The sequence below is a fragment of the Variovorax paradoxus genome, assembly GCF_030815855.1.
GTDB classification, from domain to species: domain Bacteria; phylum Pseudomonadota; class Gammaproteobacteria; order Burkholderiales; family Burkholderiaceae_C; genus Variovorax; species Variovorax paradoxus_M.
Genome location: NZ_JAUSXG010000001.1, coordinates 3,320,410 through 3,343,860 on the forward strand (window position 1 = coordinate 3,320,410; position 23,451 = coordinate 3,343,860).

The following is a 23,451-nucleotide window of genomic DNA, read 5'->3' on the forward strand; positions in this document are numbered from 1 at the left end:
GTAGGCGTGGCAAGGTTGCGCGCGCCGCAGGACAAGGCCGCAAGAGCTACACCATGCACACACGCACTGTTTTCTTCATTTCCGACGGCACCGGCATCACCGCTGAAACTTTCGGTAACGCCGTGCTCGCCCAGTTCGAGATGAAACCGCGCCATGTCCGGCTGCCGTTCACCGACACGGTCGACAAGGCCCACCAGGCGGTGCGGCAGATCAACCACACGGCCGAACTGGAAGGTGTGCGCCCGATCGTCTTCACGACGCTGGCGAACATGGAAGTGCTGGAGGTGATCGAGACCGGCTGCAAGGGCATGCTGCTCGACATGTTCGGGACCTTCGTGCGGCCACTCGAGATCGAGCTGGCCGTGAAGTCGAACCACCGTATCGGCCGCTTCAGCGATGTCAGCAAGAGCAAGGAATACGACGCCCGTATCGCGGCCATCGACTTCAGCCTGGCCCACGACGACGGCCAGAGCAACCGTGACCTCGAGGGCGCGGACGTGATCCTGGTAGGCGTCAGCCGCAGCGGCAAGACGCCGACCTCTCTTTATCTAGCGATGCAGCATGGCCTGAAAGCGGCCAACTATCCGCTGATTCCGGAAGATTTCGAGCGCCGGCAGCTGCCGCCGGCCTTGCTGCCCCATCGCAAGAAGATCTTCGGGCTCACGATCCAGCCCGAACGTCTGAGCCAGATTCGCAACGAACGCCGGCCCGATTCACGCTACGCCAGCCTCGAAAACTGCCGCAACGAGGTGAGCGAGGCCGAGGCCATGATGCGCCGGGCAGGCATCCGGTGGCTTTCGACGACCACCAAGTCGATCGAGGAAATTGCCACCACCATCCTGCAGGAACTGAAGCCGGAGCGGCTGACGTACTGAGGCGGCCTGCAGGTCGGCCGCCGCAGCCGTCTTTAAGCCGCGGCCTGCTCTACCGGGGCCGAAGTCCGGATCAGGTGATCGAAAGCACCCAGCGCCGCCTTGGCGCCGTCACCGGCGGCGATGATGATCTGCTTGAACGGCACGGTCGTCACGTCGCCCGCGGCGAACACGCCCGGCACAGATGTCTGCCCCCTGGCGTCGACCACGATCTCGCCGTGCTTCGTCAGCTCGACCACGCCTTTGAGCCAATCGGTATTGGGCACCAGGCCGATCTGGATGAATACGCCCTCGAGCTCGACCTTCTTCAGCTCGCCCGTTGCGCGGTCCTTGTAGACCAGGCCGTTGACCTTCTGGTCGCCGGTGATCTCGGTGGTCTGCGCGTTGGTGAACACGTCGACATTCTTCAGGCTCTTGAGCTTGCGCTGCAGCACGGCGTCGGCACGCAGCTGCGTGTCGAACTCGATCAGCGTCACATGGCCGACGATGCCGGCCAGGTCGATGGCCGCTTCGACGCCTGAATTACCGCCGCCGATGACCGCGACGCGCTTGCCCTTGAACAGCGGACCGTCGCAATGCGGGCAGTACGCCACGCCCTTGTTCTTGAACTCGTGCTCGCCCGGCACGTTGATGTTGCGCCAGCGCGCGCCGGTCGAAATGATGATCGACTTGCTCTTGAGCGAAGCGCCGCTCTCGAGTTGCACTTCGATGAGGTCCTTGCCCGGGCCCGCATTCGGAACAAGGGCTTTGGCGCGCTGCAGGTTCATGATGTCGACGTCGTAGTCGCGCACGTGCTCTTCGAGCGCATGGGCGAACTTCGGTCCTTCGGTTTCCTTGATCGAGATGAAGTTCTCGATGCCGAGCGTATCGAGCACCTGGCCGCCGAAGCGCTCCGATGCCACGCCGGTGCGGATGCCCTTGCGCGCGGCATACACGGCAGCTGCCGCGCCGGCGGGGCCACCGCCGACGATCAGCACGTCGAACGGATCCTTGGCGGCAATCTTCTTCGCTTCGCGTTCGACACCGCTGGTGTCGATCTTCGCGAGGATTTCTTCCAGGCTCATGCGGCCCTGACCGAACTCGGTGCCGTTCAGGAACACGGTCGGCACGGCCATCACCTGGCGTTCCTTGACTTCGTCCTGGAAGGTGCCGCCTTCGATCATCGTGGTGCGGATGCGTGGGTTCTGAATCGCCATCAGGTTCAGCGCCTGGACCACGTCAGGGCAGTTGTGGCAGGTGAGCGAGACGTAGATCTCGAACTCGAAGTCGCCGTCGAGCGCGCGGATCTGCTCCAGCACGGCTTCTTCGACCTTCGGGGGATAACCGCCGATCTGCAGCAACGCAAGGATCAGCGACGTGAATTCATGGCCCATCGGCAGGCCGGCGAAACGCGGGCCATGGTTCTCGCTCGGGCGGTTGACCGAGAAGGAGGGCTTGCGATGGTTGTCGTCGCGGCTTTCGGTCAGCTTGACCAGCGGCGAGGCTTCTGCGACGTCCTTCAGCAGCGACAGCATTTCGCCCGAGGCCTTGCTGTCGTCGAGCGAGGCGACGATCTCGATCGGCTGCGTGGCGCGTTCGAGGTAACTCTTCAATTGGGCTTTGGTGCTGGCGTCGAGCATGACGGACTCTCTTTCGATAACTGAAAACTATCAACAGGGGACAAAAAAGCCCGGGGCCTCGTGAGCGCCCGGGCTTTCGCGCGGGACGCTTAGATCTTGCCGACGAGGTCGAACGACGGTGCGATGGTCTTGTCGCCTTCATTCCACTTGGCCGGGCAGACTTCGTTCGGGTGGGCGGCGGTGTAGACCGCTGCCTTCAGCTTGCGCAGCGTTTCCTTCACGTCACGGGCGATTTCATTGGAGTGCACTTCGGCGGTCTTGATGATGCCGTCGGGGTTGATCACGAAGGTGCCGCGCAGTGCCAGGCCTTCTTCGGGGATGTGCACGCCGAAAGCGTTGGTCAGCGTGTGGGTCGGGTCGCCCACCAGGGGGAACTTGGCCTTGCCGACGGCCGGCGACGTGTCGTGCCAGACCTTGTGCGAGAAGTGCGTGTCGGTGGTCACGATGTAGACCTCGGCACCCAGCTTCTGGAACTCGGGGTAGTTGTCGGCCGCGTCTTCGACTTCGGTCGGGCAGTTGAAGGTGAAGGCCGCCGGCATGAAGATCAGCACGGACCACTTGCCCTTGAGCGTCTCGTCGGACACGTCGATGAACTTGCCGTTGAGGTAGGCCTGGGTCTTGAAGGGTTGGACTTGGGTGTTGATCAGGGACATGGTGATTCCTTGGATGCTGCGGGTGGACAAAAAAGTGCGAGCCATGAGTATAACTACCAATCGATATATTTCAATAGCGATTAGCTATTAAAAATATTGCTGCTTACTATGTTGGCGATCACCTTCGCGGCCGTTTCGCCGCATCCGAATACGAACGTGTATCACCATCAAACGCATGCAGACCAGCGCAGCATGGGATTGCTTGCAAGCGCTCGCCCGCACCTCTCACAATCCCTACTTTCAGAACAAGGAAAAAACATGAAGGGCGACCCCAAGGTCATCGAACATCTGCAGGCGCAGCTCAAAAACGAGCTCACTGCAATCAACCAGTATTTCCTTCACTACCGCATGCTCAAGCACTGGGGTTTGGACAAGCTGGCCAAGAAGGAATACGAAGAGTCGATCGGCGAAATGAAGCATGCCGACAAGCTGATGGACCGCATCTTCATGCTCGACGGACTGCCGAACCTGCAAGACCTGGGCAAGCTGAACATCGGCGAAGACGTGCCCGAGCTGCTCGGCTGCGACCTGGGCGCCGAAACCGGCGCGCAAGCCACCATCAAGGACGGCATCGCGTATTGCGAAACCGTTCGCGACTATGTTTCCCGCGACCTGCTGCAGGAAATTCTGGACGACACGGAAGAGCACATCGACTTCCTCGAGACCCAGATCGACCTGATCGACAAGGTCGGGCTGCAGAACTATCTGCAGTCGCAGATGGGCGAGCTCGGCTGAGTTTCGGACGGGGGCCGCTCGGCCCCTTCCAATGTGGCGGGCGTCGCCGTCAGTCGACGTCGCCCGGCTCCTTGGGACGCTTGCGCCCGCTGAGCATGGCGCCCACCAGGTTCTCCCGGTGCCGCCAGCTCGTGAAAGCCACACCGGCCAGATGCAGGGCGATCAGCACCACCAGTATCCAGGCGAAGGTGCGGTGGAGCCATTCCACCCACGCCAGTCCCCAGAACATATCCAGCGAATACATCCAGCCCGTGACGCTGACGGCTGTCACCATGGCGAGTAGAGCGACGACCATCCAGCCGCCCAACGGGTTGTGGCCCAGGTAGCGCTTCTCGCGCCGTGCGAGCACTTCGGCCGCATAGCGCAGCACCTGTGAAGGAGGCCGCACAAACTGCTTGAAGTTCGCATAGCGACCTCCGAGCCATCCACCGATGCAGCGGCCGGCAATCAAGGCCAGCGCCGCGTAGCCCGCCAGCTCGTGCTGCCGCAGCAGCGCCTCGCCGCTGAACCATGCCACGGCAATGGCCGCCGCCAGTGCCCAATGCGCTGCGCGCAGCCAAAGCGCCCAGACCTGCGTCGATGGACCTCCGGGAACTGCACGCATTTCGCGCGTCCTCAGGATGGCTGTTTCACCTGCCCGACCTTCTCGAAAGTCTTGGGATCGAAGAACGCCTCAGTGCGCTGGCCCTTCTCGTCGAAGCCGTAGACCTCGTAGCAGCCATTGAAGTTCTTGATCTGGCGAACCTTCCAGCCCTCGCTGGTGAGCTTGCGCTGCAGTTCCATCTGCGGACGCATTTCTTCCTTGGCAACTGCCGCGCACTTGACGGCGTCGTGGTCGACGAATTGCGCGGACACCGAGGCGGACCAGAGGACGGCGATTGCGGCCGTTGCGGCGAAAAGAAGTGACTTGTTCATGAAAGGATCTCCTGACGTTGCAGGCGCCACGCCGCGGCTCAGATGTCGAGCCACATGCGCAGCAGGTTGTGGTACGTGCTCGTGAGGCCGATCACGCCGGCGTCGGTCTCACCGTATTGGCTTCGAAGATGGCGCAGATGATTGTCCATTTCGAACAGCAGGCGGCGCTGCTCGTCGCTGCGCACCATGCTCTGAATCCAGAAATAGCTCGCGGTGCGAAAGCCCCGCGTCACCGGCAGCACCCGGTGGACGCTGGTGCCCGGATACAGCACCATGTCGCCGGCCGGGAGCTTGACGCGCTGCACGCCGAAGGTGTCTTCGATCACGAGCTCGCCGCCGTCGTACTCATCGGGCTCGGCCAGGAACAAGGTGCACGAAATATCCGTACGCACCCGTCCCGAGCCGTCGCGCAGAAAACGGACCGCACTGTCCACGTGATTGCCGAAGCTGTTGGATGCGCCGCCGTAGCGATTGAACAGCGGCGGCGAGATCTGCTTCGGCAAGGCGGCCGAGAAGAAGACCTGGTGCCGCTCCAGGCCGCGCAGCAGCAGTTGCTGGACGGCGCGGGTTTCTTCGCAGTCCTCTCTTAGTTGCTCGTTGTTCTTCGCCTTGGCCGACTGCTCGCCTGCGGTCAGGCGGCCGTCTTCCCAGGGCGCCTGGCCCAGAATTTCCCTGGCCTGACGAACCTCGTCGGGCGAGAGCACTTCGCGAATATGCAAGAGCATGAGAGTGGAAGAACGCTTGGCCTATTTTAGAAACGAGCTCCGACCGTGAAGAGTACCGTGCGCTTCGCACCGGCAATCGCGAAGCCCGGGTAGAGCTGATCGCCGTAGAGCTTGTTCGTCACGTTGTTGACGTTGAGCTGCGCATACAGATCGGGCGTGAACTTGTACTCGAGCATCATGTCGCCGACTACGTAGCCCGGGGTGCTGTTGGCCAGGCTGGCGGCGCCGCTGCCGCCCTGCAGCGGCCGATTCTCGGACGCGCCGCGCACACCGCCCGCAACACGGAACTTGGGCGTCGCCTGGTAGCTGATCCATGCGGCCCCGCTGTGCTTGGGCGTCAGGCCCACGCGCGAACCGACCGTACCCGGCGTGGCCGTGCTGCCGACCTTGTCGATGGTTGCAGTCGGAATGTAGGAGTACGAGAAGTAGACCTCCCACTGCGAACTCAACCGTCCGACCACGTCGAGCTCGAGCCCTTGGGAATGACGCTTGCCCGACAGCAGATAGGAACTGTTCGCAAAGTCCGAGTCGGTCGTGCGCTCGTTGGTCTTCTCCGTGCGGAAAATGGCCGCGCGCGTCGAGAGCCTGCCATCCAGCCAGTCGAGCTTGGTGCCCAGTTCGATGTTGCGGCTCTTCTCGGGCGGCGTACCCGCAGTTTGGGGCGACACGTACTGATAGGTGTCCGCCGACGAGTTGAACGAGGTGCTGTACGACAGGTGGTACGACTGCGTCGTCGAAGGCTGGTACAGCACGCCGGCCCGGTAGCTCCAGGCGCCCTGGGACAAATGGGTGGTAGCCACTGTCGGCAGCGGGCTACCGGCGGAATAGCGTTCACGCCGATCGGTGCAGTTCGCCGTTTGCGTATAGCCGCGCGGTGCCGGAGTGGGCCTCACGCACGCCGGATTCGTGTAGTTGTACTGGTCGAAATCTCCGCTGAGCCGGTCGTAGCGCAGCCCACCGAGAATTTTCCAGTCGGGCGCAACCTGAACCAGATCCTGCAGGTAGACGCCCATCGACTTCGCGGAATAGGCGCTCGAATCGCGGTACACGGGCTCCACGAACGTGCCGCTCAGGCCGGCGCCATCGTTCGGCGTGCCGACGAAGGTGTTGGCCCGCGAGCCCAGCGCGCGCCCGCGGAAGCTGTTGTTGAAGAAGGCGTCGTTCTGATAGCGGCTCGCTTCCTCCTTCGAGGCATCGACACCGGCCAGCAACTGGTGCTTCATGCCACCCCAGTTCAGCTCCTTGCTGTAGTCGCTTTGCAGGTAGGTGCCCTTGTACTCGTCCTTGCGCGGGGTGAGGCCGCTGCGCGTGAGCATGGTGTAGTCGCTGAAGTTCGCCACCGTGGTGGGCGCGCCGAAGGTGGTGCTCGCGCCGGCCGCCGTAGACCACTGGTTGCGATCGAAGGTGCCCGAGCGCACCTGCGTGCGCAGTTCGCCGCCGTCGTCGAAGCGATGCAGCCATGAAGCCGAGCCATAGGTGGCCTTGCCAAGGACCTTGTCGGCCGTGGTGCCGTAGAAGCTGCCGGGCTTGACGGGCGCGAGGGTTCCCAGGCTGCCGATGGTGGGCACGCCGCTCGCGCTGTAGCCGGTAACGCCTTGCCGGCCGGTCGCCACCCAGCGAACCGCCGACAGCGGAACGTTGTCGACGTTCAGGTGAAACAACCCCACGGTGAATTCATTGGCCGTGCCGACGCCCCAGCTGTACGAAGGCGCGATGCCGTACTTGTCGATCTTGGCGCCGCCGTTGTCGGCCTTGTTCCACATCGCGTTGATCCGCAATGCCGAGGTTTCGCCGGTGCGCACATTGAAGTCGGCTGTCGTGCGGTAGTAGCCGCGCGAGCCGGCGGTGGCTTCCACGTCGGTCTGGTCGGCGAGCAAGGGCTTCTTGGAAACCTGATTGATCACGCCGCCCGTGGACCCGCGGCCGAAAATCATCGAAGCAGAGCCGCGCAATACCTCGATGCGTTCGAGATTGAAGGTGTCGCGGTCATATTGCGAAGGGTCGCGCATGCCGTCGATCAGCAGGTCGCCGACCGTGGCCACCGGGAAGCCGCGCAAACGGATGTCCTGGTCGGTGCCGTTCTCGGTCGCCGCGAAGGTGATGCCAGCCGAATAGTGCAAGGCATCCTTGAGCGTGTCGAGCTTGACGTCGTCGATCAGCTTCTCGGTGATGACGTTGATCGACTGGGGAATATCGCGGATTTCCTGCGTTCCCTTGCCGATGTTGGTCTTCTTGGTCTGGACCTGGTCCTTGCCCTGCGTTTCGGCCTGCTCCGTCACTGTGATGGTTCCGAGCGTTCCGCCCTGCACAGGCGCCGGCGGCGTCTGCGCCCAGCTGCTGACCGAGGCGGCCAGCATCAGGGCCCCGAAAGGCAGGATGGCCGCTTCACGCGGCATGCTGGGTGTCGCGGCGCCCGCCGCAGGAAACGAAGAAGACTTGGGGCGCGACGCGCGAGCGCGCCGACGGGCGACATTGGACAAGATAACCTCCCGGAAAGCCAAACGGCTGGTTTTGAATGGCTGGCTGGAACCGGTACTTCACCGATGTGGCTTGCCGAATGGGGCTGGAGTGTAGGTGCGAACGTAGTTCTTAATCATTCGCACTTAGATTCGTCGTTGCGAAAATGCAACTTTTCCCGAACCAGTACGAAAGGCCTCCTCCCGGGATAGTTATTGAAAATGCGAGAGATTCGTATTTATAATCGGCTCGAACCCAAACCAGCCAGCCAACTGCCGCTTTCACTGCCATGATCGTTTGCGTCTGCCGCCGAGTCTCCGACCGTGAAATCGCACGTCACGTGCGGGCCGGCATGACTTTCGACGAAGTCCAGTTCGAGCTTGGCGTAGCCACCCAATGTGGCCAATGTGAAGGTTGTGCGCGCGATATCGTCGCGCAGTGCAGCGCCTCGCACCCGGTCGCCGCGTTGAATCGCGAATCGGGAACGAGCGCGATCCAGCTTGCCACCTCCATTTCGGAAAGCAAGGCATGGAACTCTTCTCGGCAATCGGCGGCAGCCTGATACTCGTCGCAGGTTCGGCTTGGTGGATCTTTCGTAAGTAAACAGTAGTCGTAGCGGTTTTGCTGCAATCGGGGCACGCTCCATGCGTGCCCGCATTCGAATTGGTTGATCGTGTCTGACCGCTTTGCCCCCCCTCCCTCCGTTCTGGGTCTTTCGCGCAATGCGCTCATTGCCGGAGGCGTGATCCTGTTTCATGCGGCGGCGCTGTGGGCGCTGCAAAGCGGCCTCCTGCGGCGGGCTGCCGAAGTGGTGATTCCGGTTGAAATACTGAGCCAGTTCGTCGAGCCGCCCAAGCCTGCTCCGCCGCCGCCCCCTCCACCGCCTCCTCCGCAGCGCAAGCCCGAGGCGGTCAAGCCGCCGCCGCGCCCGGTCGCCATACGCGAACCCAAACCGACACCCGCGCCCAGTGCACCCGTGGGCGTGACCGAGCCGCCCCCTCCCGCACCGCCGGTCGAGGCCCCCGCGCCGCCCGCGCCACCGGCTCCGCCGCCGGCACCGCCCGCTCCCCCCGCGCCGCGGATGATCGAAATTTCGGAAGGCCAGACGCGCTACGTCAGAGAACCCAAGCTGGTGTTCCCCAGCATGAGCAAGCGCTTGGGCGAGACGGGAACGACGGTCGTGTCGATCTATTTCGACAGTGAAGGCTTCGCCAAGCGCGTCGAACTCTTCAAGTCCAGCGGATTCGAACGCCTGGACGAAGCAGCGATGAGCGCCGCCCGAACCGCCCAGGTCACGCCCTTCAGGCAAACGGGAGGCAACGCGCAGACGACCTACCTGCTGCGGGCGCCCTTCTCATTCAAATTGAACTAATTTTTCTCTGGAGCAACTTCGTATGGATTCCCAATTCGGCTTGATGAACGTCTGGAACCAGGGCGATTTCGTCACCAAGGCCGTCGCGGTGCTGTTGATCGGCATGTCGCTTGCGTCGTGGATCGTGATCATCATCAAGGCCCTCGACGTCATCAAGTACAAGCGCCTCGCGAAGAACTCGCAGGATTTCTGGCACAGCGAAGACTTCGCCACCGCGCTCAACAAGCTCGGCAAGGACGACAGCAACCCGTTTCGCGCGCTGGCGCTCGAAGGCCGCGAAGCAGCTGCGCACCACCGCAACACGAAGGCCCATCTGCACGACGCGCTCGATGTGAGCGACTGGATCACGCGAGCCCTCCGCAACGGCATCGATGCGTTCACGGCACGCCTTCAAACCGGCCTCGCCATCCTGGCGTCGGTGGGCTCGACGGCGCCGTTCATCGGGCTGTTCGGCACCGTCTGGGGCATCTATCACGCGCTCATGAGCATCAGCTCGGCCGGCCAGGCCACCATCGACAAGGTGGCCGGCCCGATCGGCGAAGCATTGATCATGACGGCGCTGGGTCTCGCGGTGGCGATTCCGGCGGTGCTGGGCTACAACGCGCTGGTGCGCGGCAACAAGTTCGTGCTGACCAAGCTCAACAGCTTCGCGCATGACCTGCACGCCTACTTCGTGACGGGCGCCCGCGTGCAAAGCGGCAGCGGCGACGCCATCGTGGTTCCGCTCAAGAAGGGCTGAGCATCATGGCCTTCGGTACCCAGGACGAACCCGATGAGGTGATGAACGAGATCAACATGACGCCGCTGGTCGACGTCATGCTGGTGCTCCTGATCATCTTCATCATCACCGTGCCGGTGATGAAGCACGCGGTCAACATCGACCTGCCGCGCGCAACCAGCGAACCCGAGCAGCCCAAACCGCAGAACATCCTGTTCAGCATCACGGCCGACGGCAGCTACTACTGGAACGAACAGAAGATCGAAGACGGCGAACTGCCGGGCCGGCTGGCCGCCGAGGCTGCGAAGGACCCGCAGCCCGAGCTGCACATCCGCGGCGACAAGGCGGTCCGCTATGAACGCGTGGCCAAGGCCATGTCGGAGGCGCGAGAGGCCGGCGTGCGCAAGATCGGCTTCATTACCGAACCCGACGCGAAGTAAGTCACTGAACGCCCTTAAAAAAGTTGATCGCCGCGATTGACTTTTTATTGCGAATCATTATCATTCACTCATCGCTTCGATAAGGGAATTTCAGATGCAAGCCAAGCCGAACGCCTTTTCCGTTCTGAGCCATCCTTCGCTCGATCAATCGGGTGGCGGACATGCGTCCATCCAGGCCCCCCGTCCGGCGCCGATGGTCGAAAGCACGGAGCTTCTCAAGGGGAGCAAAACCGTGGGCATCATGCACAACGGTTCCCTCTATCGTCTTCAGGCGACCAAACTCGGCAAGCTGATTCTTACCAAGTAAGCAATCCGCCCGCCCCTCGCGCAAGTTTCATCGTGGGGCGACTCCAGGAGATTCATCTCCGAAGGGTCGTTTTTTGCTAGCCAACGGTTCGCCGACTAGCCAAGCTTTTTTTCACGCTGGATACCAACAAAAACGCCGACTCGAAGTCGGCGTTTTGCTTTCCGCGGGACTTTCGCCCCGCGGACGAACTACTTCAAAGACCGAGCGCTGCGATGCCCGCTTTGGCGATCTGGGCATCTTCGTTGGACTTCACGCCGCTCACGCCCACGGCGCCGATCACATGGCCGTCCTTCACGATGGGCACTCCGCCTTCAAGCAAGCCTTGCACGGCGGGCGCCGTGAGGAACGCCGTACGGCCGCCGTTGATGATGTCTTCGTAGACCTTGCTCTCGCGGCGGCCCATGGCCGCGGTATGGGCTTTGGCTGGAGCGATATGGGAAGACAGTGCCGCAGCCCCGTCGAGGCGCTGAAGCCAGAGCAGGTTGCCGGCGTCGTCCGAGATGGCAATGGTCACGGCCCAGTTGTTCTTCAGGGCTTCGGCTTCGGCAGCCGCGGCAATGGCCTTGACGTCGGCGAGTTCGAGGAAGGACTTGGTCTTCATATATGAAAGTCAGGTTGGTCGGGAAACCCGACAGCATAACGGCCAACCAGACCCGGAGCCCTGCGGTGCTTAGGACCATCGCCCATACGGTCTTTGCCTGCCTCCTCTTGCAGACCCCTAGAATGCGCCCAAACTGCGTCATTGCAGCAACCCAAGGAGCTACGGCCATGAACGACCGCGTTACCACCCTCGACACTTCCACCGGCTACGGCCAGGTGCTGCCGCAGGCTGAGCGCCAACGCGTGCTGCGCAACACCTACTGGCTGCTCGCGCTGAGCCTGCTGCCTACGGTGCTGGGCGCCTGGTTCGGCGTTGCCACCGGCATTACCGCTTCGCTCAAGGGCGGATTGGGCCTCATGGTTTTCCTCGGCGGCGCCTTCGGCTTCATGTTCGCCATCGAGAAAACCAAGAACTCCGCCGCCGGCGTGCCGGTGCTGCTGGCCTTCACCTTTTTCATGGGCCTGATGCTCTCGCGTCTGATCGCGATGGTGCTGGGTTTCAAGAACGGTTCCGAGCTCATCATGACCGCCTTCGGCGGCACCGCCGGCGTGTTCTTCGTGATGGCTTCCCTGGCCACCGTCATCAAGCGCGACCTGTCCGGCATGGGCAAGTGGCTCTTCGTCGGCGCCATGGTGCTGATGGTGGGTGCCATCATCAATGTCTTCGTCGGCTCGAGCGCCGGCATGATGGCCATCTCGGTGGCCGCCATCGGCATTTTCTCGGCGTTCATGCTCTATGACCTGAAGCAGATCATGGACGGCGGCGAGACCAACTACATCAGCGCCACGCTCGCGCTCTACCTGGACCTGTTCAACGTGTTCCAGAGCCTGCTGGCCCTGCTGGGCATTGCCGGCGGCGAACGCGACTGATCAAGACCTGTGGCGCTGCGGTGCGCCAACATGAAGAAGAAAGGCCTCGAGGGGCCTTTCTTCATGCCAGTTCGAACACCGCAATCGACTCGACGTGCGCCGTGTGCGGGAACATGTTGATCACCCCCGCGAATGTGCAGCGGTATCCGGCCTGGTGCACGAGCAGGCCGGCATCCCGCGCCAGGGTGGACGGATTGCAGCTCACGTACACGATGCGTTTCGGCGGCGTCCAGCCATCGGTTCGCAGTTCGGGCTGCAGGAGCAGATCGGCCATGGCCTTGGCGAGCGCAAAAGCCCCTTCGCGCGGCGGATCGACGAGCCACTTGTCGGCGCTGCCATCGGCCACGAGCATGGCGGGCGTCATTTCAAAGAGGTTGCGGGCCACGAAACCGGTGGACGAAAGCGCTCGCCTGGCGGGCGTGGCGGGTTGATTCTTCTTGAAGTTGTCGCTCGCGCGCGCCACCAGGGTGTCGCTGCCTTCGATGCCCAGGACCTCGCGGGCACGGCTCGCCAGCGGCAAGGTGAAATTTCCGAGCCCGCAGAACCAGTCGATCACGCGCTCGTTCTCCTGCACATCGAGAAGACGCAGCGCCTTGCCGACCAGCGCGCGGTTGATGTGCGGATTGACCTGGGTGAAATCGGTCGGCTTGAACGGCATGGTGACGCCGAACTCGGGCAGCTCGTAAGACAGCGGCGCGCCGCCCTCTTCCAGCAGCTTCACTGTTTCGGGGCCCTTGGCCTGTAGCCACCACTGAACGCCGGGGTTCTGCGCCGCAAAGCCCTTGAGGCGGTCGATGTCCGCGTCGGACAGCGGCTCCAGGTGCCTGAGCACCAGCGCAATGGTGCCGAGCGCGGTCGTACCGGGTGCGTCGCCGCAGGCAAGCTCGATCTGCGGGCAGGTCTCGCGGGCGTCCATCGAGCCGATGAGCGCGCGCAGCGGCATCAGCATGTCGCTGACCTGCTCCGGCAGCACCGGGCACACCTGCATGTCGGCAAGATAGCGGCTCTTGCGCTCGTGGAAACCGATCAGCACCGTGCCCTTCTTGACCACATGGCGCACCGAGAGCCGCGCGCGGTAGCGGTAGTGCCAAGCCGGCCCTTCCATCGGCCGCAGCACGTTCTCGGGCCGGACCTTGCCAAGGTGCCACAGGTTGTCTTCGAGGGCGCGCTGCTTCACCGCCACCTGCGCCGCGGCGTCCAGATGCTGCATCTTGCAGCCGCCGCATGCGCCGGTGTGCAATCCGAAATGCGGACAGCCGGGGCGCACGCGCTGCGACGATTCACGGCGGATGGCCGTGACCGTGCCCTGCTCCCAGTTGTTCTTGCGGCGATGAACGTTGAACTGCACTTCCTCGAAAGGCAAGGCGCCCTCGATGAACACGACCATGCCTTCGGCGTTGTGCGCAACGCCCTGCGCGTCCAGGTCGAGCGATTCGACCTCGAGCCATTCGTCCGGGGAACTTGCCGAGGCTTTCGCAAGGGCTTTCGTGGGGACTTTCTTTTCTTCGATGGATTCCGTCATCCCCCGATTGTCTCAGCGCCGGCCCCGCTTCCCGCGGCCTCGCCGGCTCGGCCTAGAACAAGGCGTCGCGCCCCACCCCGGAACGGACGAGTTGCCGCCGCATCTTGGCAAGCGCTTCGTTCTGGATCTGCCTGACGCGCTCGCGTGTCAGGCCGAGGCGAACGCTCAGCACCTCGAGCGTTTCGGGCTCGCGGTCGTGCAAGCCGTAGCGGCCTTCCAGCACTTCGCGTTCGCGCGCATCGAGCGCATGAACCCATTGCTCGAGCAGCCGTTCGACCTCGTGGGTGTGGGTGACGTCGGTCGGGTCGCCGCGTTCATCGTCGGAGGCCACGGTGTCGGCCAAGGTGAAGCCTTCTTCGCCGTGCGCATCGCCGGCATCCAGTGATCGCGGCGCCTCGGCGAGCGCCAGCAATTCTGCGACAGCCTGCACTTCGCGGCCCAGGAACGCCGCCACATCTTCCACGCGCACGCCGTCGGGCCGATGGGCCAGGAACTCGGCATCGCCTTCGAGCGCACGGCGGGCTCGCAGCACCTGCTGCAGTTCGCGCACCACATGCACAGGCAGGCGGATGGCACGCGCCTGGGTCATGACAGCGCGCTCGACCGACTGGCGGATCCACCAGGTCGCATAGGTGGAAAAGCGAAAACCGCGTTCGGGCTCGAACTTGGTGATGGCATGCATGAGGCCGAGATTGCCCTCCTCGATGAGATCGGAGAGCGGCACGCCTCGGCCCAGATAGGCCTTGGCGATGTTCACGACCAGCCGCAGGTTGTGCTCGATCATGGATTGGCGCGCGGCGAAGTCCCCGGCGCGGGCAGCGCAAGCGGCCTGGTATTCCTCTTCGGGCGTGAAGAGTTCGGTGCGCCGCACCTGCCGCAGGTAGATCGTCAGGGCATCCGCGCCCTCGCCGCCGACCGCGTCGGTTGCCGCAATCAGGTCTGCAGCGCGGCCGGGCTTCGTGGACGCGCCCTCTTTGCTGTTCTCCACGGCCCCGCCCCGGCCCGCCAGCCGACGCACAGCAAGCGCGCGACGGGGGCGAGAGGCAGCCATGGCATTACCGGTTCGGAAGGTAGCGTGCCGGATCGACAGGCTTGCCCTGGCGACGGATTTCGAAATGCAGCTTGACGCGGTCCGCGTCGCTGTTGCCCATCTCGGCGATCTTCTGGCCCTTTTGCACCGACTGGTCTTCCTTCACCAGCAGCGTCTGGTTGTGCGCATAGGCCGTGAGGTAGGTGTTGTTGTGCTTCAGGATGATGAGGTTGCCGTAGCCGCGCAGGCCCGCGCCTGCGTAGACCACGCGGCCGTCGGCCGCGGCCAAGACAGCATCGCCCGCCTTGCCGCCGATATCGAAGCCCTTGTTCTTGGCGTCGTCGAATCCTGCGATGAGGGAGCCATGCGCCGGCCAGATCCAGCCGAGGTCCTCGTCGCCTGCATTTGCAGCAGGCGCCGACGGCGATGCCGTGACCGGCGGTTTGCTCGCAGCCGCACTCGCGGGCGCCGCGGGGAGTACCGCCGCTGGCGTGACGGGCTTGGTCACGACGCCTTCGGCGGGCGCAGGCGCGGCGGCCACGGTGGTGGAGACCGGGCCCACCGGAGGAACCACGCGCAACACCTGGCCGACTTCGATCAGGTCGGGGTTGTCGAGATTGTTCCAACGAGCGATGTTCTGCCAGCTTTGGCCGGTTTCGTTTCCGATGCGGCGAATCGTGTCGCCGGGCCGCACTGCGTAGTAGCCCGGCTTGCCATAGTTCTCGATGCCGGGAAGCGGCTTGCCGGAGGCGTCGGTGGTGATGAGCGGGCCGCCGGGGGCCGCATTGGGGGCGCGCGTCATCGTGCCACGGTCTTCGACCGGCGCCGGCCCTCGCGGTGCGGCGCAGCCCGCGATCACGAGCACAACGGCCAACGTGATACCAGCGCACCAACTCCGATTGCCAAAACCCTGCATGTGTTGTTCCTTCAAGCGATGCCCGATTTTAGGGGGACAAAGTGAACCGCCTCAAGAATGCGGCGCTCCAGCCCACGGGCGGTTTTATCGATGACGACGAGGGCCTGTCCGCCCCCCGCCGATTGCGTGGGCGCGACGATGCGTCCGCCCACGGCGAGTTGATCGGTCCAGGCCTGCGGAACCGCTTCGCCGCCTGCTGCGGCGATGATTCCTGCATAGGGCGCACCCTTGGCATAGCCGACCATGCCGTCGCCGAGCATCAGGTGCACGGTGGCGAGCCGGAAATGCCGCAGGTTGGCGCGTGCGCGCTCGTGCAGCCCCCGCAAACGCTCGATGCTGTAGACCTCCGTCGCCACGTGGTTCAGCACCGCGGCCTGGTAGCCGCAGCCGGTGCCGATCTCGAGCACGCGTCCGAGCCGGTCTTGCGGCTTGCCGGCCAGTGCAGGCGCGCCCAGCAGGAGCTCGATCATGCGGGCCACCACACTGGGCTTGGAAATGGTCTGTCCCAGACCGATGGGCAGGCTCGTGTCTTCGTAGGCCTGGTTGACCAGTGCGCTGTCGACGAAACGATGCCGCTCCACCGCGCCCAGGGCACGCAGCACGCGGGGGTCGGTAATGCCCTGGGCGGCGAGCTTCTGCACCATGCGCGCGCGCACCGCGTCGGAGGCCATCGAGGGCGTGGTCGGCACCATCGGCTTGACCGGTACGGCGGGCAGGCGCCCGCGCGCGGCGGCCGAAGCAGTGGGTGTCAGGCGAACCGGGAATCCAGGCCGTTGCGTGGCCATGTCAATTGCCGAGACGGGCTACCGTCTCGCGCCATTGCCCCAGGTTGGCGTGATCGGTGAGGTCGATCTGCAGCGGTGTCAGTGCGACGTGGCCGTCAGCGGTGGCGTGGAAGTCGGTGCCTTCGCCGCTGTCCTTGGCGCTGCCGGCGCCCGCGATCCAGTACATCGTCTCGCCGCGCGGGCTCTCTTGCGTAATGACCTTTTCCGCCGCGTGGCGGCGGCCGAGCCGGCAGACCTTGGTCGGCTTGAGCTCCTCGAACGGCCGGTTCGGCACATTCACGTTGAGCAGGAAAGCGCCGCCTTCGAGCATGCGCTCGCGCTCGATCTGCTGTACCAGCCGCCGCGCCACCTGTGCCGCCGCATCGACATGCGCCCAGCCCTTTTCGATCTGCGAGAACGCAATGGCCGGAATGCCGAACAGATACGCCTCCATCGCGGCCCCGACAGTGCCCGAATAGATGGTGTCGTCGCCCATGTTGGCGCCGTTGTTGATGCCGGAAACCACCAGGTCGGGCCGGTAGTCGAGCAGCCCCTTGAGCGCGATATGAACGCAGTCGGCCGGCGTGCCCGTGACGTAGCGGAATCCGTTGTGCGCCTTGTGCACGTAGAGCGGTGCGGCCAGGGTGAGCGCGTTCGACTTGGCGCTGTTGTTGTGTTCGGGTGCAACCACCTCGACATCGGCGATGTCTTTCAGGGCGTCGTGCAATGCGACGATGCCCGGAGCCTGAAAGCCGTCGTCATTGGAAATAAGTATCTTCATGGTGCTTTTCGGTGCCCCGGATTGTAGGCGCCGGGTGCGTCGCAGCAGGGACAACGGCGCCCTGCCGCGCCCCCTATCATCGCCTCGCATTCATTGCCCACACACGACTGATTCAAGGAGACCCGAGCATGCACGCATGGCTTTGCGAAAACCCCACCGGCGTCGATGCGCTGACCTGGAAAGAACTGCCCACACCGGCGCCGGGCCCGGGCCAGGTGCTGATCGAGATCAGGGCCGCCAGCCTCAACTTTCCCGATCTGCTGATCGTCCAGAACAAATACCAGATCAAGCCGCCGCTGCCCTTCGTACCCGGCTCGGAATACGCCGGCATCGTCCAGGCGGTGGGCGAAGGCGTCACGCACCTCTCGGTCGGACAGAACGTGGCCTGCCTTTCGGGCACCGGCGGCTTCGCAACCCACACCCTGGCGCCGGCGGCGCTCTGCATGCCGCTGCCGCAAGGCTTCGGCCATGTCGACGCGGCGGCATTCATCATGATTTATGCGACGTCGTGGCATGCGCTGATGGACCGCGCACAACTCAAGGCCGGTGAAACCGTGCTCGTGCTCGGCGCGGCGGGCGGCGTGGGCACCGCGGCCATACAAATTGCAAAGGCAGCGGGCGCGAAAGTGATTGCGGCGGCCTCCACGGACGAGAAATGTGAACTCTGCCGTTCCATTGGCGCCGACGCCACCATCAACTACACGACGCACGCGCTTCCAAACGGTTTTCGCGACGCCATCAAGGCCGCGACCGACGGCAAGGGTCCCGACATCATTTACGACCCGGTGGGCGGCGATTTTGCCGAGCCGGCATTTCGTTCGATCGGATGGCGCGGCCGTTATTTGGTGGTCGGCTTTGCCTCCGGTCCCATTCCGTCGCTGCCATTGAACCTGACGCTCTTGAAAGGCGCTTCGATCGTCGGCGTGTTCTGGGGCGATTTCGCGAAGCGCGAGCCCAAGGCCAATGCACAAATGATGGCCGAATTGGCACAGTGGTACGGCCAGGGAAAGATCAAGCCGGTGATCGACAGCACGATGCCGATGGCAGAATTGAAAGCTGCCTATGCCCACATGGGTTCGCGCGGCGTCAAAGGGAAACTCGTCATGGTGAACTGAGCGCGCGTCGCCCGTTTGGTTCCACTCACGCAATAAAAAAAGCCCGCGGATGCGGGCTTTTTTGTGGTCGATGGTTCTGTCGGACGTTCGGTTACTTGATCTCGAACTCGGACAGCGACTTGCCGGCGGCCAGCGCCTCGGTCACCCAACGCGGCTTGCGGCCACGGCCGCCAGACCAGGTTTCACCGCTCGGACCGCGGTATTTGGCGGCAGCCTTGGTGCCGGGCGCTCCGGCGCTGCGCTTGACCGAACCGCCGCGTGCGCTGAGTTTCAGGTCGGAGGCCGTCAAACCATATTCAGCAATCTTCTTGCGAACCTCTTCAATGACGCCTGAGCGTTCTTGGTTGCGAAGGTCTTCGGCCTGCTTGCGCAATTGCGCAATCAGCTCGTCGTGCTTCTTGATCTGGGAATTGATATCGGCGAGGGTCGAAGCCATTGTTGGACTCCTGAAAATTGGAAACGGGCGGATTTTAATTCAATTCCAATTTAAAACAAGCACGCCGCCGCAAGAAAAAACCGGAGAGCGCACGCGGATTGCGGCAGTGCACCATGTAAAGCGCACCGGTTCACACGCTTTTATCGAACAAAAAGAAGAGAGGCAAGGGGTTAAGCCCCAACGGCAGTAACAGCCGGAAATGACAACGCCGGGCCAGCCCCGGCGTTGTGGTCCCTTGGACGCTATTGCGCAATAGCAGTCAGGGAAGTATTTGGGGTGGCTGATGGGACTCGAACCCACGACGACCAGAATCACAATCTGGGACTCTACCAGCTGAGCTACAGCCACCGAAGAGCCCGCAATTGTAGCGGCAAAAACTCCCGTTTTCAGCGCCCGGGCATCCGGACATGCCTGAAATTCTGTTCAGCCCGCTGCCAACGGGCCGGCCGGTGCAGCCTTCTCGATCTTGATGGAACCGTCAGGCCTCTCGCAGGTACCGATCAGCAACCCGCTCGCAAGCGCATGTTCGCGCAGCGCTTCGAAGACTTCGTCGCGGCCGGGTGCGGCCGAAAACAGGGGTGCACTGTCGAGCGCAAACAACTGAAAAGCGTAGCGGTGGGCCCCGTGGCCGGGCGGCGGATCGGGCGGGAGCCAGGCGGCCTGCAGCCCGGAGTTGCGCCCGACGTGAATGCCGGCGGCGCCTTCGTTGTCCCGGCTCGGAATGGCCGCCTCGTCGAGCTTGCCGTCGCTGGGCCGCAGCCCGACCACGATCGCATGCACCAGCGGGTTCGGCGTCGGGGAATCGGCGTCCTCGACCACCAGCACCACCGAAGTGGATTCAGCGGGCAGATTCGCCCATTGCAGCGGTGGCGACAAGCCTTCGCCGTCGGCCGTATAGCGTGAGGGCAGCGGCCCATGGTCCACGAAAGCCACGCTGGTCAGCGCGATGGACGCCATGCCCTGCCGCATGCCGAGCGCATTGAAAACGATCTTGTCCAGCCCCGCGCGCATGCCGTGCAGCGCATGGCCGATGACTTCAGGCAATTTTTCGAGCATGGCTTCGGTATAGCCCTGCGCGGCAGTTGGCCCTGTAGGACGCCGCAGCAAGCGAGAGATGGCGGTAGTCCGCGCCAAAATTCTCGAACCCGTCCTCGATGTGCTTTCCTGCGCTTGGCGGCGGTTTTGCTCCGCTATCATGGCTGCCACCTGAGCATCGGGCGCGCTTCCCAGCTTCTTCAATTCACCGCCAAAGGAACTTCTTCATGAGCATCGTCTGGACTATTCTGATCGGGTTCATCGTGGGTCTCGTTGCGCGGGCAGTCAAGCCAGGCGACGATTCCGCGGGCTTCATCGTGACCACGCTGATCGGCATCGCGGGTTCGTTGATCGTGACCTATGTCGGCCAAGCCATGGGCTGGTACACCGCGGGCCAGGGGGCCGGTTTCATCGCGTCGGTGCTTGGCGCAATCGTGCTGCTCATCCTCTACGGCCTGATCAAGCGCAAGAGCTGATTCGGAGCAGTGCGGAAGACTGATGCCGCGCAAACCCCGAGCCAAGCATCATGTCTACGTGGTCGAACTCGACGATCGCGTCTGGAACCATGGCCGTTTCCGGCGGGCCAACCCCGGCTATCTGCTCGGCAAGCCGTTCGTCTATGTCGGAATGACCGGGCTCGACCCCGACGTCCGGTTCGACAAGCACAAGGCCGGCATCCAGGCCAACAGCTTCGTGCGGGAGTTCGGCCTTCGGCTGCTGCCCGCCCTCTATGAACGCTACAACCCGATGAGCTACGAGGATGCGCGATCGATGGAGGTCGAACTCGGCATCAGGCTGCGCAACAACGGCTACGGCGTCTGGCAGGCCTGAAGCCCACTCGCTTCGAGGTGCTCTGCTTCGGCGCCGACACTTCAGGCGTAGGTAATCCAGCCCTCGTAAGCCGGTGCGTCCAGATGCGGCAGCGTGTTGTACGTCACGAGCATGTGGCGCTTGGGCGTAAAGGCAAACTCCGTCACCGCGGTATTGCGGATGCGCAGATTCAACTCGATGGTGGTTTCCGGGCTCGTGCCAAGCACATGCCCCACCGCCGTGCTGATCGGCCCGCCGCTCGACACTACCAGCACCTTGGCGCCATGGTGGCGGTCGCGTACATGGTCGAGCGCCGTCGTCACGCCCGACAGAAAGTCGACATAGCTCGGCATGCCGGCAGGCCGGGTCTTGCCTTGCATCCAGGCCCCCAGGCCATTGCGCAAGAGGCGGAAATGATGCCGGTACATCTCGGGCGAATCAGGCTTCTCGAGCTTGCCTTCGTGAATGGTGGCGATGACCGCTTCACTGTCGTATTCATTGAGGCCGGGCCACGGGAGCACGTCGTCGCGCTTCAGCCCGAGCCCCTCGGCAATGCCCTCCCAGGTCTGCCAGTGGCGCTTCAAGGTGCCGGTGATCACGGCATCGAACAGCATGCCGCGCTCGCGCCAGTATTCACCGAGGCGCACCGACTGCTTGTGCCCGAGCTCGCTCAGGTTGTCGTAGTCGGCGGCGCCGAAACTGGCCTGGCCATGGCGCACGAGATAGAGGGTTCCCATGCACGCGATTCTGGCGACAAGCGCATCGCGCGCTTGTCCCACGTGCGACGAAGCGCGCGCGGCGGGGCCCGGGCCGCCGACCCGGGCGCGGCGCGCCGCGCCCCGTCAGCGGGTGGGCACGGGCAGCGTATCCGCGGGCTTCGGCACGAGGATCTCGGCCTTGAAACGTTCCTTCAGCAGGTTGTAGTACGCAACGTCTTCCGCGGCGGCCACGGACTGGCCGACCTGCGTGTTCTCCTGCTGCGCCTGCTCGGGTGCCGACGGCGTGCGCGGAACGACCTTGGTCACGCGAACCACGGCATAGCCTTGCGTGCCCAGATCGACACCCACCAGCGCGGGCAGCTTGGACGCGTCGGCGCGCAGTGCGGCATCAACGACCGCGATGGGCTGGTTCTGCGATTCGCGCCGTGAAACCGTCACCGGCGCAGCAAAGGTCGCGCCGTCGGCCTTGGCGGTCCAGGCAGCGAGCTTGGCTTCTCCCTCGGTCTTTGCCAGCACCGCGGCGCGCTCGGTGACGAGCTGCGCGCGGATCTTGTCCTTCACTTCAGCCAGCGGGACTGGATGCGCAGGCGTGTACTGCGTCACGCGGCCCGATGCGAGCTGGTTGGAACCGACTTCGATCGCCTCGGTGTTCTGCTTCCGGTCGAGTGAATCGGCCGCGAAGAGTGCGCTCAGGAAATTACGGCTCGCGAGCGCGCCGGTCGCACCCGGTGCGGGCGTGCGCGCAACGTTGGTCGCCGTCTGGATCGTGAGCTTCAGCTTTTCCGCCGCGGGCTTGAGGCTGTCCGGCTGCTGGTACACCGCGTCGGTGAAGGCTTCAGCGGCCTTGGCGAATTCCTGCGTCGCCTGCTGTGCACGGACTTCGTTCTCGATGGTGGCACGCACCTGTTCGAACGGCGGCACCACGGCCGGCTTGATGTCGGTCAGGCGAATGATGTGGTAGCCGAACTCGCTTTCGATCACGTCGCTGATGTCGCCCTTCTTGAGCGCAAACATCGCGTCGTCGAAAGGCTTGACCATCGCGCCCCGCGTCACGAAGTCGAGGTCTCCGCCCTTCTCCGCCGAGCCCGGGTCTTGCGAATTCTTGCGTGCCACGTCGGCGAAGGTGGCGGGCGCCTTCTTCACTTCGGCCAGCAACTGTTCTGCTTTGGCCTTGGCCTTTTCGCGATCGGCCGCCGACGCACTGGCCGGCGCGGTGATCAGGATGTGGCTCGCGCGCCGCTCTTCTTTCGTGCCGAAGCGCGCCTTGTTCTGCTCGTAGTACGTCTTGAGGTCGGCCTCGTTCACCGAGATGTTCTTCTTGGCTGCTTCGAGATCGAGCACCAGGTACTCGATGCTGGCCTGCTCGGGTGCCTGGAACTGGGCTGCGTGGTCCTTGTAGTAGGCCTCGATGTCGGCGTCGCTGATCGTCACCTTCGATGCGAAGCTCTCGGGACCGAAGCGTGCCACCTGGATTTCGCGCCGGTCATAGAACGCATTGATGGTGGCGGCAGCCAGCGCGGGCGGCGTGAATGCCGTGCCCGAAATACCCAGCAGCATCTGCTGCGTTGCCAGGTCGGCGCGCATCGACGCCTCGTACTGCTCCGGGGTGCGGCCGGTCACGCGCTGAAAGGTCTCGCGGTCGAACTTGCCGTCCGGCGTGCGGAACGACGCGAGGCCCGCGTCCTGCGCGAAGATCCGCGACAGCCGTTCTTCCGAAATCGTGACGTTCGACTTGGCCGCCGCTGCGGCCAGCACGCGATCGCGCACCATGCGCTCCAGCGTGGCGTAGCGCATCACCTCGGAATCGAGCAGTGTCGGATCGACGTTCGGCGATTGCTGGCGAATGCGGTCGACCTCGTTGCGGTGCTGCGCGTCCCACTCGGGCCGCGTGATGTCGTGGCCATCGACGCGTGCAACCTTTTCGTCCTTGCCGGAGCCCTGGTAGCGGTCCACGCCGAAGAGGACGAACGAAGGAATGATCAGCAAGAACAAGAAAATCATGACGATCTTGTTGTGCTTGCGGAAGAAATCAAACATGCT

Annotated in this window: 27 protein-coding genes and 1 tRNA gene; 11 read left to right on the forward strand and 17 right to left on the reverse strand. The window is 63.7% G+C overall.

The window, feature by feature from the left end:
- Positions 1–53 precede the first annotated feature (53 nt).
- On the forward strand, positions 54–875 hold the full coding sequence (gene ppsR / locus QFZ42_RS15710; RefSeq protein WP_307701843.1) for a posphoenolpyruvate synthetase regulatory kinase/phosphorylase PpsR: 822 nt from the start codon (positions 54–56) through the stop codon (positions 873–875).
- Positions 876–907: 32 nt separating this feature from the next.
- Here ppsR and ahpF read toward each other — a convergent pair whose 3' ends face one another.
- Complete coding sequence (gene ahpF / locus QFZ42_RS15715) at positions 908–2,491, reverse strand: alkyl hydroperoxide reductase subunit F (RefSeq protein ID WP_307701844.1); 1,584 nt, start codon at positions 2,489–2,491, stop codon at positions 908–910.
- Positions 2,492–2,580: 89 nt separating this feature from the next.
- The gene (ahpC, locus tag QFZ42_RS15720; protein ID WP_258353953.1) at positions 2,581–3,144 is read right to left on the reverse strand and encodes an alkyl hydroperoxide reductase subunit C; all 564 of its coding nucleotides are present in this window, start codon (positions 3,142–3,144) and stop codon (positions 2,581–2,583) included.
- A 258-nt stretch (positions 3,145–3,402) separates the two neighbouring features.
- On the opposite strand from ahpC, the gene bfr reads away from it, so the two are divergent.
- Positions 3,403–3,879 carry a bacterioferritin gene (gene bfr / locus QFZ42_RS15725; protein WP_307701845.1) on the forward strand — a complete coding sequence of 159 codons (477 nt, stop codon included), beginning with the start codon at positions 3,403–3,405 and terminating at the stop codon, positions 3,877–3,879.
- Positions 3,880–3,928: 49 nt separating this feature from the next.
- Here bfr and QFZ42_RS15730 read toward each other — a convergent pair whose 3' ends face one another.
- From QFZ42_RS15730 to QFZ42_RS15745, 4 genes are read right to left on the reverse strand one after another with little or no spacing between them, the layout of a single operon-like run.
- The gene (locus QFZ42_RS15730; RefSeq protein ID WP_307701846.1) at positions 3,929–4,483 is read right to left on the reverse strand and encodes a cytochrome b/b6 domain-containing protein; all 555 of its coding nucleotides are present in this window, start codon (positions 4,481–4,483) and stop codon (positions 3,929–3,931) included.
- A gap of 11 nt (positions 4,484–4,494) precedes the next feature.
- Positions 4,495–4,794: a PepSY domain-containing protein gene (locus QFZ42_RS15735; protein ID WP_307701847.1), complete on the reverse strand. Its 300-nt coding sequence runs from the start codon at positions 4,792–4,794 to the stop codon at positions 4,495–4,497.
- 38 nt (positions 4,795–4,832) lie between these two features.
- Positions 4,833–5,519: a Fe2+-dependent dioxygenase gene (locus tag QFZ42_RS15740; RefSeq protein ID WP_307701848.1), complete on the reverse strand. Its 687-nt coding sequence runs from the start codon at positions 5,517–5,519 to the stop codon at positions 4,833–4,835.
- Positions 5,520–5,545: 26 nt separating this feature from the next.
- Positions 5,546–7,915, reverse strand: a complete 2,370-nt coding sequence (locus tag QFZ42_RS15745; protein ID WP_307701849.1) for a TonB-dependent receptor — start codon at positions 7,913–7,915, stop codon at positions 5,546–5,548.
- A gap of 350 nt (positions 7,916–8,265) precedes the next feature.
- Between QFZ42_RS15745 and QFZ42_RS15750 the strand changes: the two genes are divergently transcribed.
- The 5 genes from QFZ42_RS15750 (at position 8,266) to hemP (ending at position 10,813) form a co-directional block, all read left to right on the forward strand.
- Positions 8,266–8,538 (forward strand): (2Fe-2S)-binding protein, encoded by a 273-nt coding sequence (locus QFZ42_RS15750; protein WP_258505289.1) that lies wholly within the window; start codon positions 8,266–8,268, stop codon positions 8,536–8,538.
- Positions 8,539–8,646: 108 nt separating this feature from the next.
- On the forward strand, positions 8,647–9,348 hold the full coding sequence (locus QFZ42_RS15755) for an energy transducer TonB (protein ID WP_444875733.1): 702 nt from the start codon (positions 8,647–8,649) through the stop codon (positions 9,346–9,348).
- 22 nt (positions 9,349–9,370) lie between these two features.
- Entirely contained in the window at positions 9,371–10,087 is a 717-nt protein-coding gene (locus QFZ42_RS15760; protein WP_307701851.1) for a MotA/TolQ/ExbB proton channel family protein, read from the forward strand.
- Positions 10,088–10,092: 5 nt separating this feature from the next.
- Positions 10,093–10,506 (forward strand): ExbD/TolR family protein, encoded by a 414-nt coding sequence (locus QFZ42_RS15765; protein ID WP_307701852.1) that lies wholly within the window; start codon positions 10,093–10,095, stop codon positions 10,504–10,506.
- A gap of 94 nt (positions 10,507–10,600) precedes the next feature.
- Positions 10,601–10,813, forward strand: a complete 213-nt coding sequence (gene hemP, locus QFZ42_RS15770; protein ID WP_018903010.1) for a hemin uptake protein HemP — start codon at positions 10,601–10,603, stop codon at positions 10,811–10,813.
- Positions 10,814–11,006: 193 nt separating this feature from the next.
- On the opposite strand, the gene QFZ42_RS15775 is transcribed toward hemP, so the two are convergent.
- Positions 11,007–11,414, reverse strand: coding sequence for a GlcG/HbpS family heme-binding protein (locus tag QFZ42_RS15775; RefSeq protein ID WP_093236987.1), 408 nt, complete (start codon positions 11,412–11,414; stop codon positions 11,007–11,009).
- Positions 11,415–11,581: 167 nt separating this feature from the next.
- Between QFZ42_RS15775 and QFZ42_RS15780 the strand changes: the two genes are divergently transcribed.
- Complete coding sequence (locus tag QFZ42_RS15780) at positions 11,582–12,283, forward strand: Bax inhibitor-1/YccA family protein (RefSeq protein ID WP_307701853.1); 702 nt, start codon at positions 11,582–11,584, stop codon at positions 12,281–12,283.
- Positions 12,284–12,344: 61 nt separating this feature from the next.
- Here QFZ42_RS15780 and rlmD read toward each other — a convergent pair whose 3' ends face one another.
- From rlmD to surE, 5 genes are read right to left on the reverse strand one after another with little or no spacing between them, the layout of a single operon-like run.
- Positions 12,345–13,805: a 23S rRNA (uracil(1939)-C(5))-methyltransferase RlmD gene (gene rlmD / locus QFZ42_RS15785; RefSeq protein WP_307701854.1), complete on the reverse strand. Its 1,461-nt coding sequence runs from the start codon at positions 13,803–13,805 to the stop codon at positions 12,345–12,347.
- 52 nt (positions 13,806–13,857) lie between these two features.
- Positions 13,858–14,856 (reverse strand): sigma-70 family RNA polymerase sigma factor, encoded by a 999-nt coding sequence (locus QFZ42_RS15790; RefSeq protein WP_307701855.1) that lies wholly within the window; start codon positions 14,854–14,856, stop codon positions 13,858–13,860.
- Between the two features lie 4 nt (positions 14,857–14,860).
- Positions 14,861–15,751 carry a peptidoglycan DD-metalloendopeptidase family protein gene (locus QFZ42_RS15795; RefSeq protein WP_307701856.1) on the reverse strand — a complete coding sequence of 297 codons (891 nt, stop codon included), beginning with the start codon at positions 15,749–15,751 and terminating at the stop codon, positions 14,861–14,863.
- 11 nt (positions 15,752–15,762) lie between these two features.
- Complete coding sequence (locus QFZ42_RS15800; protein WP_307701857.1) at positions 15,763–16,536, reverse strand: protein-L-isoaspartate(D-aspartate) O-methyltransferase; 774 nt, start codon at positions 16,534–16,536, stop codon at positions 15,763–15,765.
- A gap of 1 nt (position 16,537) precedes the next feature.
- A complete protein-coding gene (gene surE, locus QFZ42_RS15805; RefSeq protein WP_307701858.1) occupies positions 16,538–17,296 on the reverse strand; it encodes a 5'/3'-nucleotidase SurE in 759 nt (252 codons plus the stop codon).
- A gap of 128 nt (positions 17,297–17,424) precedes the next feature.
- Here surE and QFZ42_RS15810 point away from each other — a divergent pair, with 128 nt between their 5' ends.
- Positions 17,425–18,411: an NADPH:quinone oxidoreductase family protein gene (locus QFZ42_RS15810; protein ID WP_307701859.1), complete on the forward strand. Its 987-nt coding sequence runs from the start codon at positions 17,425–17,427 to the stop codon at positions 18,409–18,411.
- A 91-nt stretch (positions 18,412–18,502) separates the two neighbouring features.
- Here QFZ42_RS15810 and QFZ42_RS15815 read toward each other — a convergent pair whose 3' ends face one another.
- From QFZ42_RS15815 to QFZ42_RS15825, 3 genes are all read right to left on the reverse strand, one after another.
- Complete coding sequence (locus tag QFZ42_RS15815; protein WP_307701860.1) at positions 18,503–18,847, reverse strand: H-NS histone family protein; 345 nt, start codon at positions 18,845–18,847, stop codon at positions 18,503–18,505.
- Between the two features lie 272 nt (positions 18,848–19,119).
- Positions 19,120–19,195: transfer RNA gene (locus QFZ42_RS15820), tRNA-His, on the reverse strand.
- Between the two features lie 75 nt (positions 19,196–19,270).
- Entirely contained in the window at positions 19,271–19,903 is a 633-nt protein-coding gene (locus tag QFZ42_RS15825) for a YbhB/YbcL family Raf kinase inhibitor-like protein (protein ID WP_307701861.1), read from the reverse strand.
- A 206-nt stretch (positions 19,904–20,109) separates the two neighbouring features.
- Between QFZ42_RS15825 and QFZ42_RS15830 the strand changes: the two genes are divergently transcribed.
- A complete protein-coding gene (locus QFZ42_RS15830) occupies positions 20,110–20,358 on the forward strand; it encodes a GlsB/YeaQ/YmgE family stress response membrane protein (RefSeq protein WP_307701862.1) in 249 nt (82 codons plus the stop codon).
- Positions 20,359–20,380: 22 nt separating this feature from the next.
- Positions 20,381–20,713 (forward strand): hypothetical protein, encoded by a 333-nt coding sequence (locus tag QFZ42_RS15835; protein ID WP_307701863.1) that lies wholly within the window; start codon positions 20,381–20,383, stop codon positions 20,711–20,713.
- A 41-nt stretch (positions 20,714–20,754) separates the two neighbouring features.
- Here the strand turns inward: QFZ42_RS15835 and QFZ42_RS15840 are convergent, their stop codons facing one another.
- Positions 20,755–21,429, reverse strand: coding sequence for a histidine phosphatase family protein (locus QFZ42_RS15840; RefSeq protein WP_307701864.1), 675 nt, complete (start codon positions 21,427–21,429; stop codon positions 20,755–20,757).
- 105 nt (positions 21,430–21,534) lie between these two features.
- On the reverse strand, positions 21,535–23,448 hold the full coding sequence (locus tag QFZ42_RS15845) for a SurA N-terminal domain-containing protein (protein ID WP_307701865.1): 1,914 nt from the start codon (positions 23,446–23,448) through the stop codon (positions 21,535–21,537).
- Positions 23,449–23,451: the final 3 nt, after the last annotated feature.

What these genes read in the sequence shown, in the direction of transcription:
- ppsR (WP_307701843.1), top strand. Translation starts at nt 54, where the DNA reads ATGCACACACGCACTGTTTTCTTCATTTCCGACGGCACCGGCATCACC.
- ahpF (WP_307701844.1), bottom strand. Translation starts at nt 2,491, where the DNA reads ATGCTCGACGCCAGCACCAAAGCCCAATTGAAGAGTTACCTCGAACGC.
- ahpC (WP_258353953.1), bottom strand. Translation starts at nt 3,144, where the DNA reads ATGTCCCTGATCAACACCCAAGTCCAACCCTTCAAGACCCAGGCCTAC.
- bfr (WP_307701845.1), top strand. Translation starts at nt 3,403, where the DNA reads ATGAAGGGCGACCCCAAGGTCATCGAACATCTGCAGGCGCAGCTCAAA.
- QFZ42_RS15730 (WP_307701846.1), bottom strand. Translation starts at nt 4,483, where the DNA reads ATGCGTGCAGTTCCCGGAGGTCCATCGACGCAGGTCTGGGCGCTTTGG.
- QFZ42_RS15735 (WP_307701847.1), bottom strand. Translation starts at nt 4,794, where the DNA reads ATGAACAAGTCACTTCTTTTCGCCGCAACGGCCGCAATCGCCGTCCTC.
- QFZ42_RS15740 (WP_307701848.1), bottom strand. Translation starts at nt 5,519, where the DNA reads ATGCTCTTGCATATTCGCGAAGTGCTCTCGCCCGACGAGGTTCGTCAG.
- QFZ42_RS15745 (WP_307701849.1), bottom strand. Translation starts at nt 7,915, where the DNA reads ATGCCGCGTGAAGCGGCCATCCTGCCTTTCGGGGCCCTGATGCTGGCC.
- QFZ42_RS15750 (WP_258505289.1), top strand. Translation starts at nt 8,266, where the DNA reads ATGATCGTTTGCGTCTGCCGCCGAGTCTCCGACCGTGAAATCGCACGT.
- QFZ42_RS15760 (WP_307701851.1), top strand. Translation starts at nt 9,371, where the DNA reads ATGGATTCCCAATTCGGCTTGATGAACGTCTGGAACCAGGGCGATTTC.
- QFZ42_RS15765 (WP_307701852.1), top strand. Translation starts at nt 10,093, where the DNA reads ATGGCCTTCGGTACCCAGGACGAACCCGATGAGGTGATGAACGAGATC.
- hemP (WP_018903010.1), top strand. Translation starts at nt 10,601, where the DNA reads ATGCAAGCCAAGCCGAACGCCTTTTCCGTTCTGAGCCATCCTTCGCTC.
- QFZ42_RS15775 (WP_093236987.1), bottom strand. Translation starts at nt 11,414, where the DNA reads ATGAAGACCAAGTCCTTCCTCGAACTCGCCGACGTCAAGGCCATTGCC.
- QFZ42_RS15780 (WP_307701853.1), top strand. Translation starts at nt 11,582, where the DNA reads ATGAACGACCGCGTTACCACCCTCGACACTTCCACCGGCTACGGCCAG.
- rlmD (WP_307701854.1), bottom strand. Translation starts at nt 13,805, where the DNA reads ATGACGGAATCCATCGAAGAAAAGAAAGTCCCCACGAAAGCCCTTGCG.
- QFZ42_RS15790 (WP_307701855.1), bottom strand. Translation starts at nt 14,856, where the DNA reads ATGGCTGCCTCTCGCCCCCGTCGCGCGCTTGCTGTGCGTCGGCTGGCG.
- QFZ42_RS15795 (WP_307701856.1), bottom strand. Translation starts at nt 15,751, where the DNA reads ATGCAGGGTTTTGGCAATCGGAGTTGGTGCGCTGGTATCACGTTGGCC.
- QFZ42_RS15800 (WP_307701857.1), bottom strand. Translation starts at nt 16,536, where the DNA reads ATGGCCACGCAACGGCCTGGATTCCCGGTTCGCCTGACACCCACTGCT.
- surE (WP_307701858.1), bottom strand. Translation starts at nt 17,296, where the DNA reads ATGAAGATACTTATTTCCAATGACGACGGCTTTCAGGCTCCGGGCATC.
- QFZ42_RS15810 (WP_307701859.1), top strand. Translation starts at nt 17,425, where the DNA reads ATGCACGCATGGCTTTGCGAAAACCCCACCGGCGTCGATGCGCTGACC.
- QFZ42_RS15815 (WP_307701860.1), bottom strand. Translation starts at nt 18,847, where the DNA reads ATGGCTTCGACCCTCGCCGATATCAATTCCCAGATCAAGAAGCACGAC.
- QFZ42_RS15825 (WP_307701861.1), bottom strand. Translation starts at nt 19,903, where the DNA reads ATGCTCGAAAAATTGCCTGAAGTCATCGGCCATGCGCTGCACGGCATG.
- QFZ42_RS15830 (WP_307701862.1), top strand. Translation starts at nt 20,110, where the DNA reads ATGAGCATCGTCTGGACTATTCTGATCGGGTTCATCGTGGGTCTCGTT.
- QFZ42_RS15835 (WP_307701863.1), top strand. Translation starts at nt 20,381, where the DNA reads ATGCCGCGCAAACCCCGAGCCAAGCATCATGTCTACGTGGTCGAACTC.
- QFZ42_RS15840 (WP_307701864.1), bottom strand. Translation starts at nt 21,429, where the DNA reads ATGGGAACCCTCTATCTCGTGCGCCATGGCCAGGCCAGTTTCGGCGCC.
- QFZ42_RS15845 (WP_307701865.1), bottom strand. Translation starts at nt 23,448, where the DNA reads ATGTTTGATTTCTTCCGCAAGCACAACAAGATCGTCATGATTTTCTTG.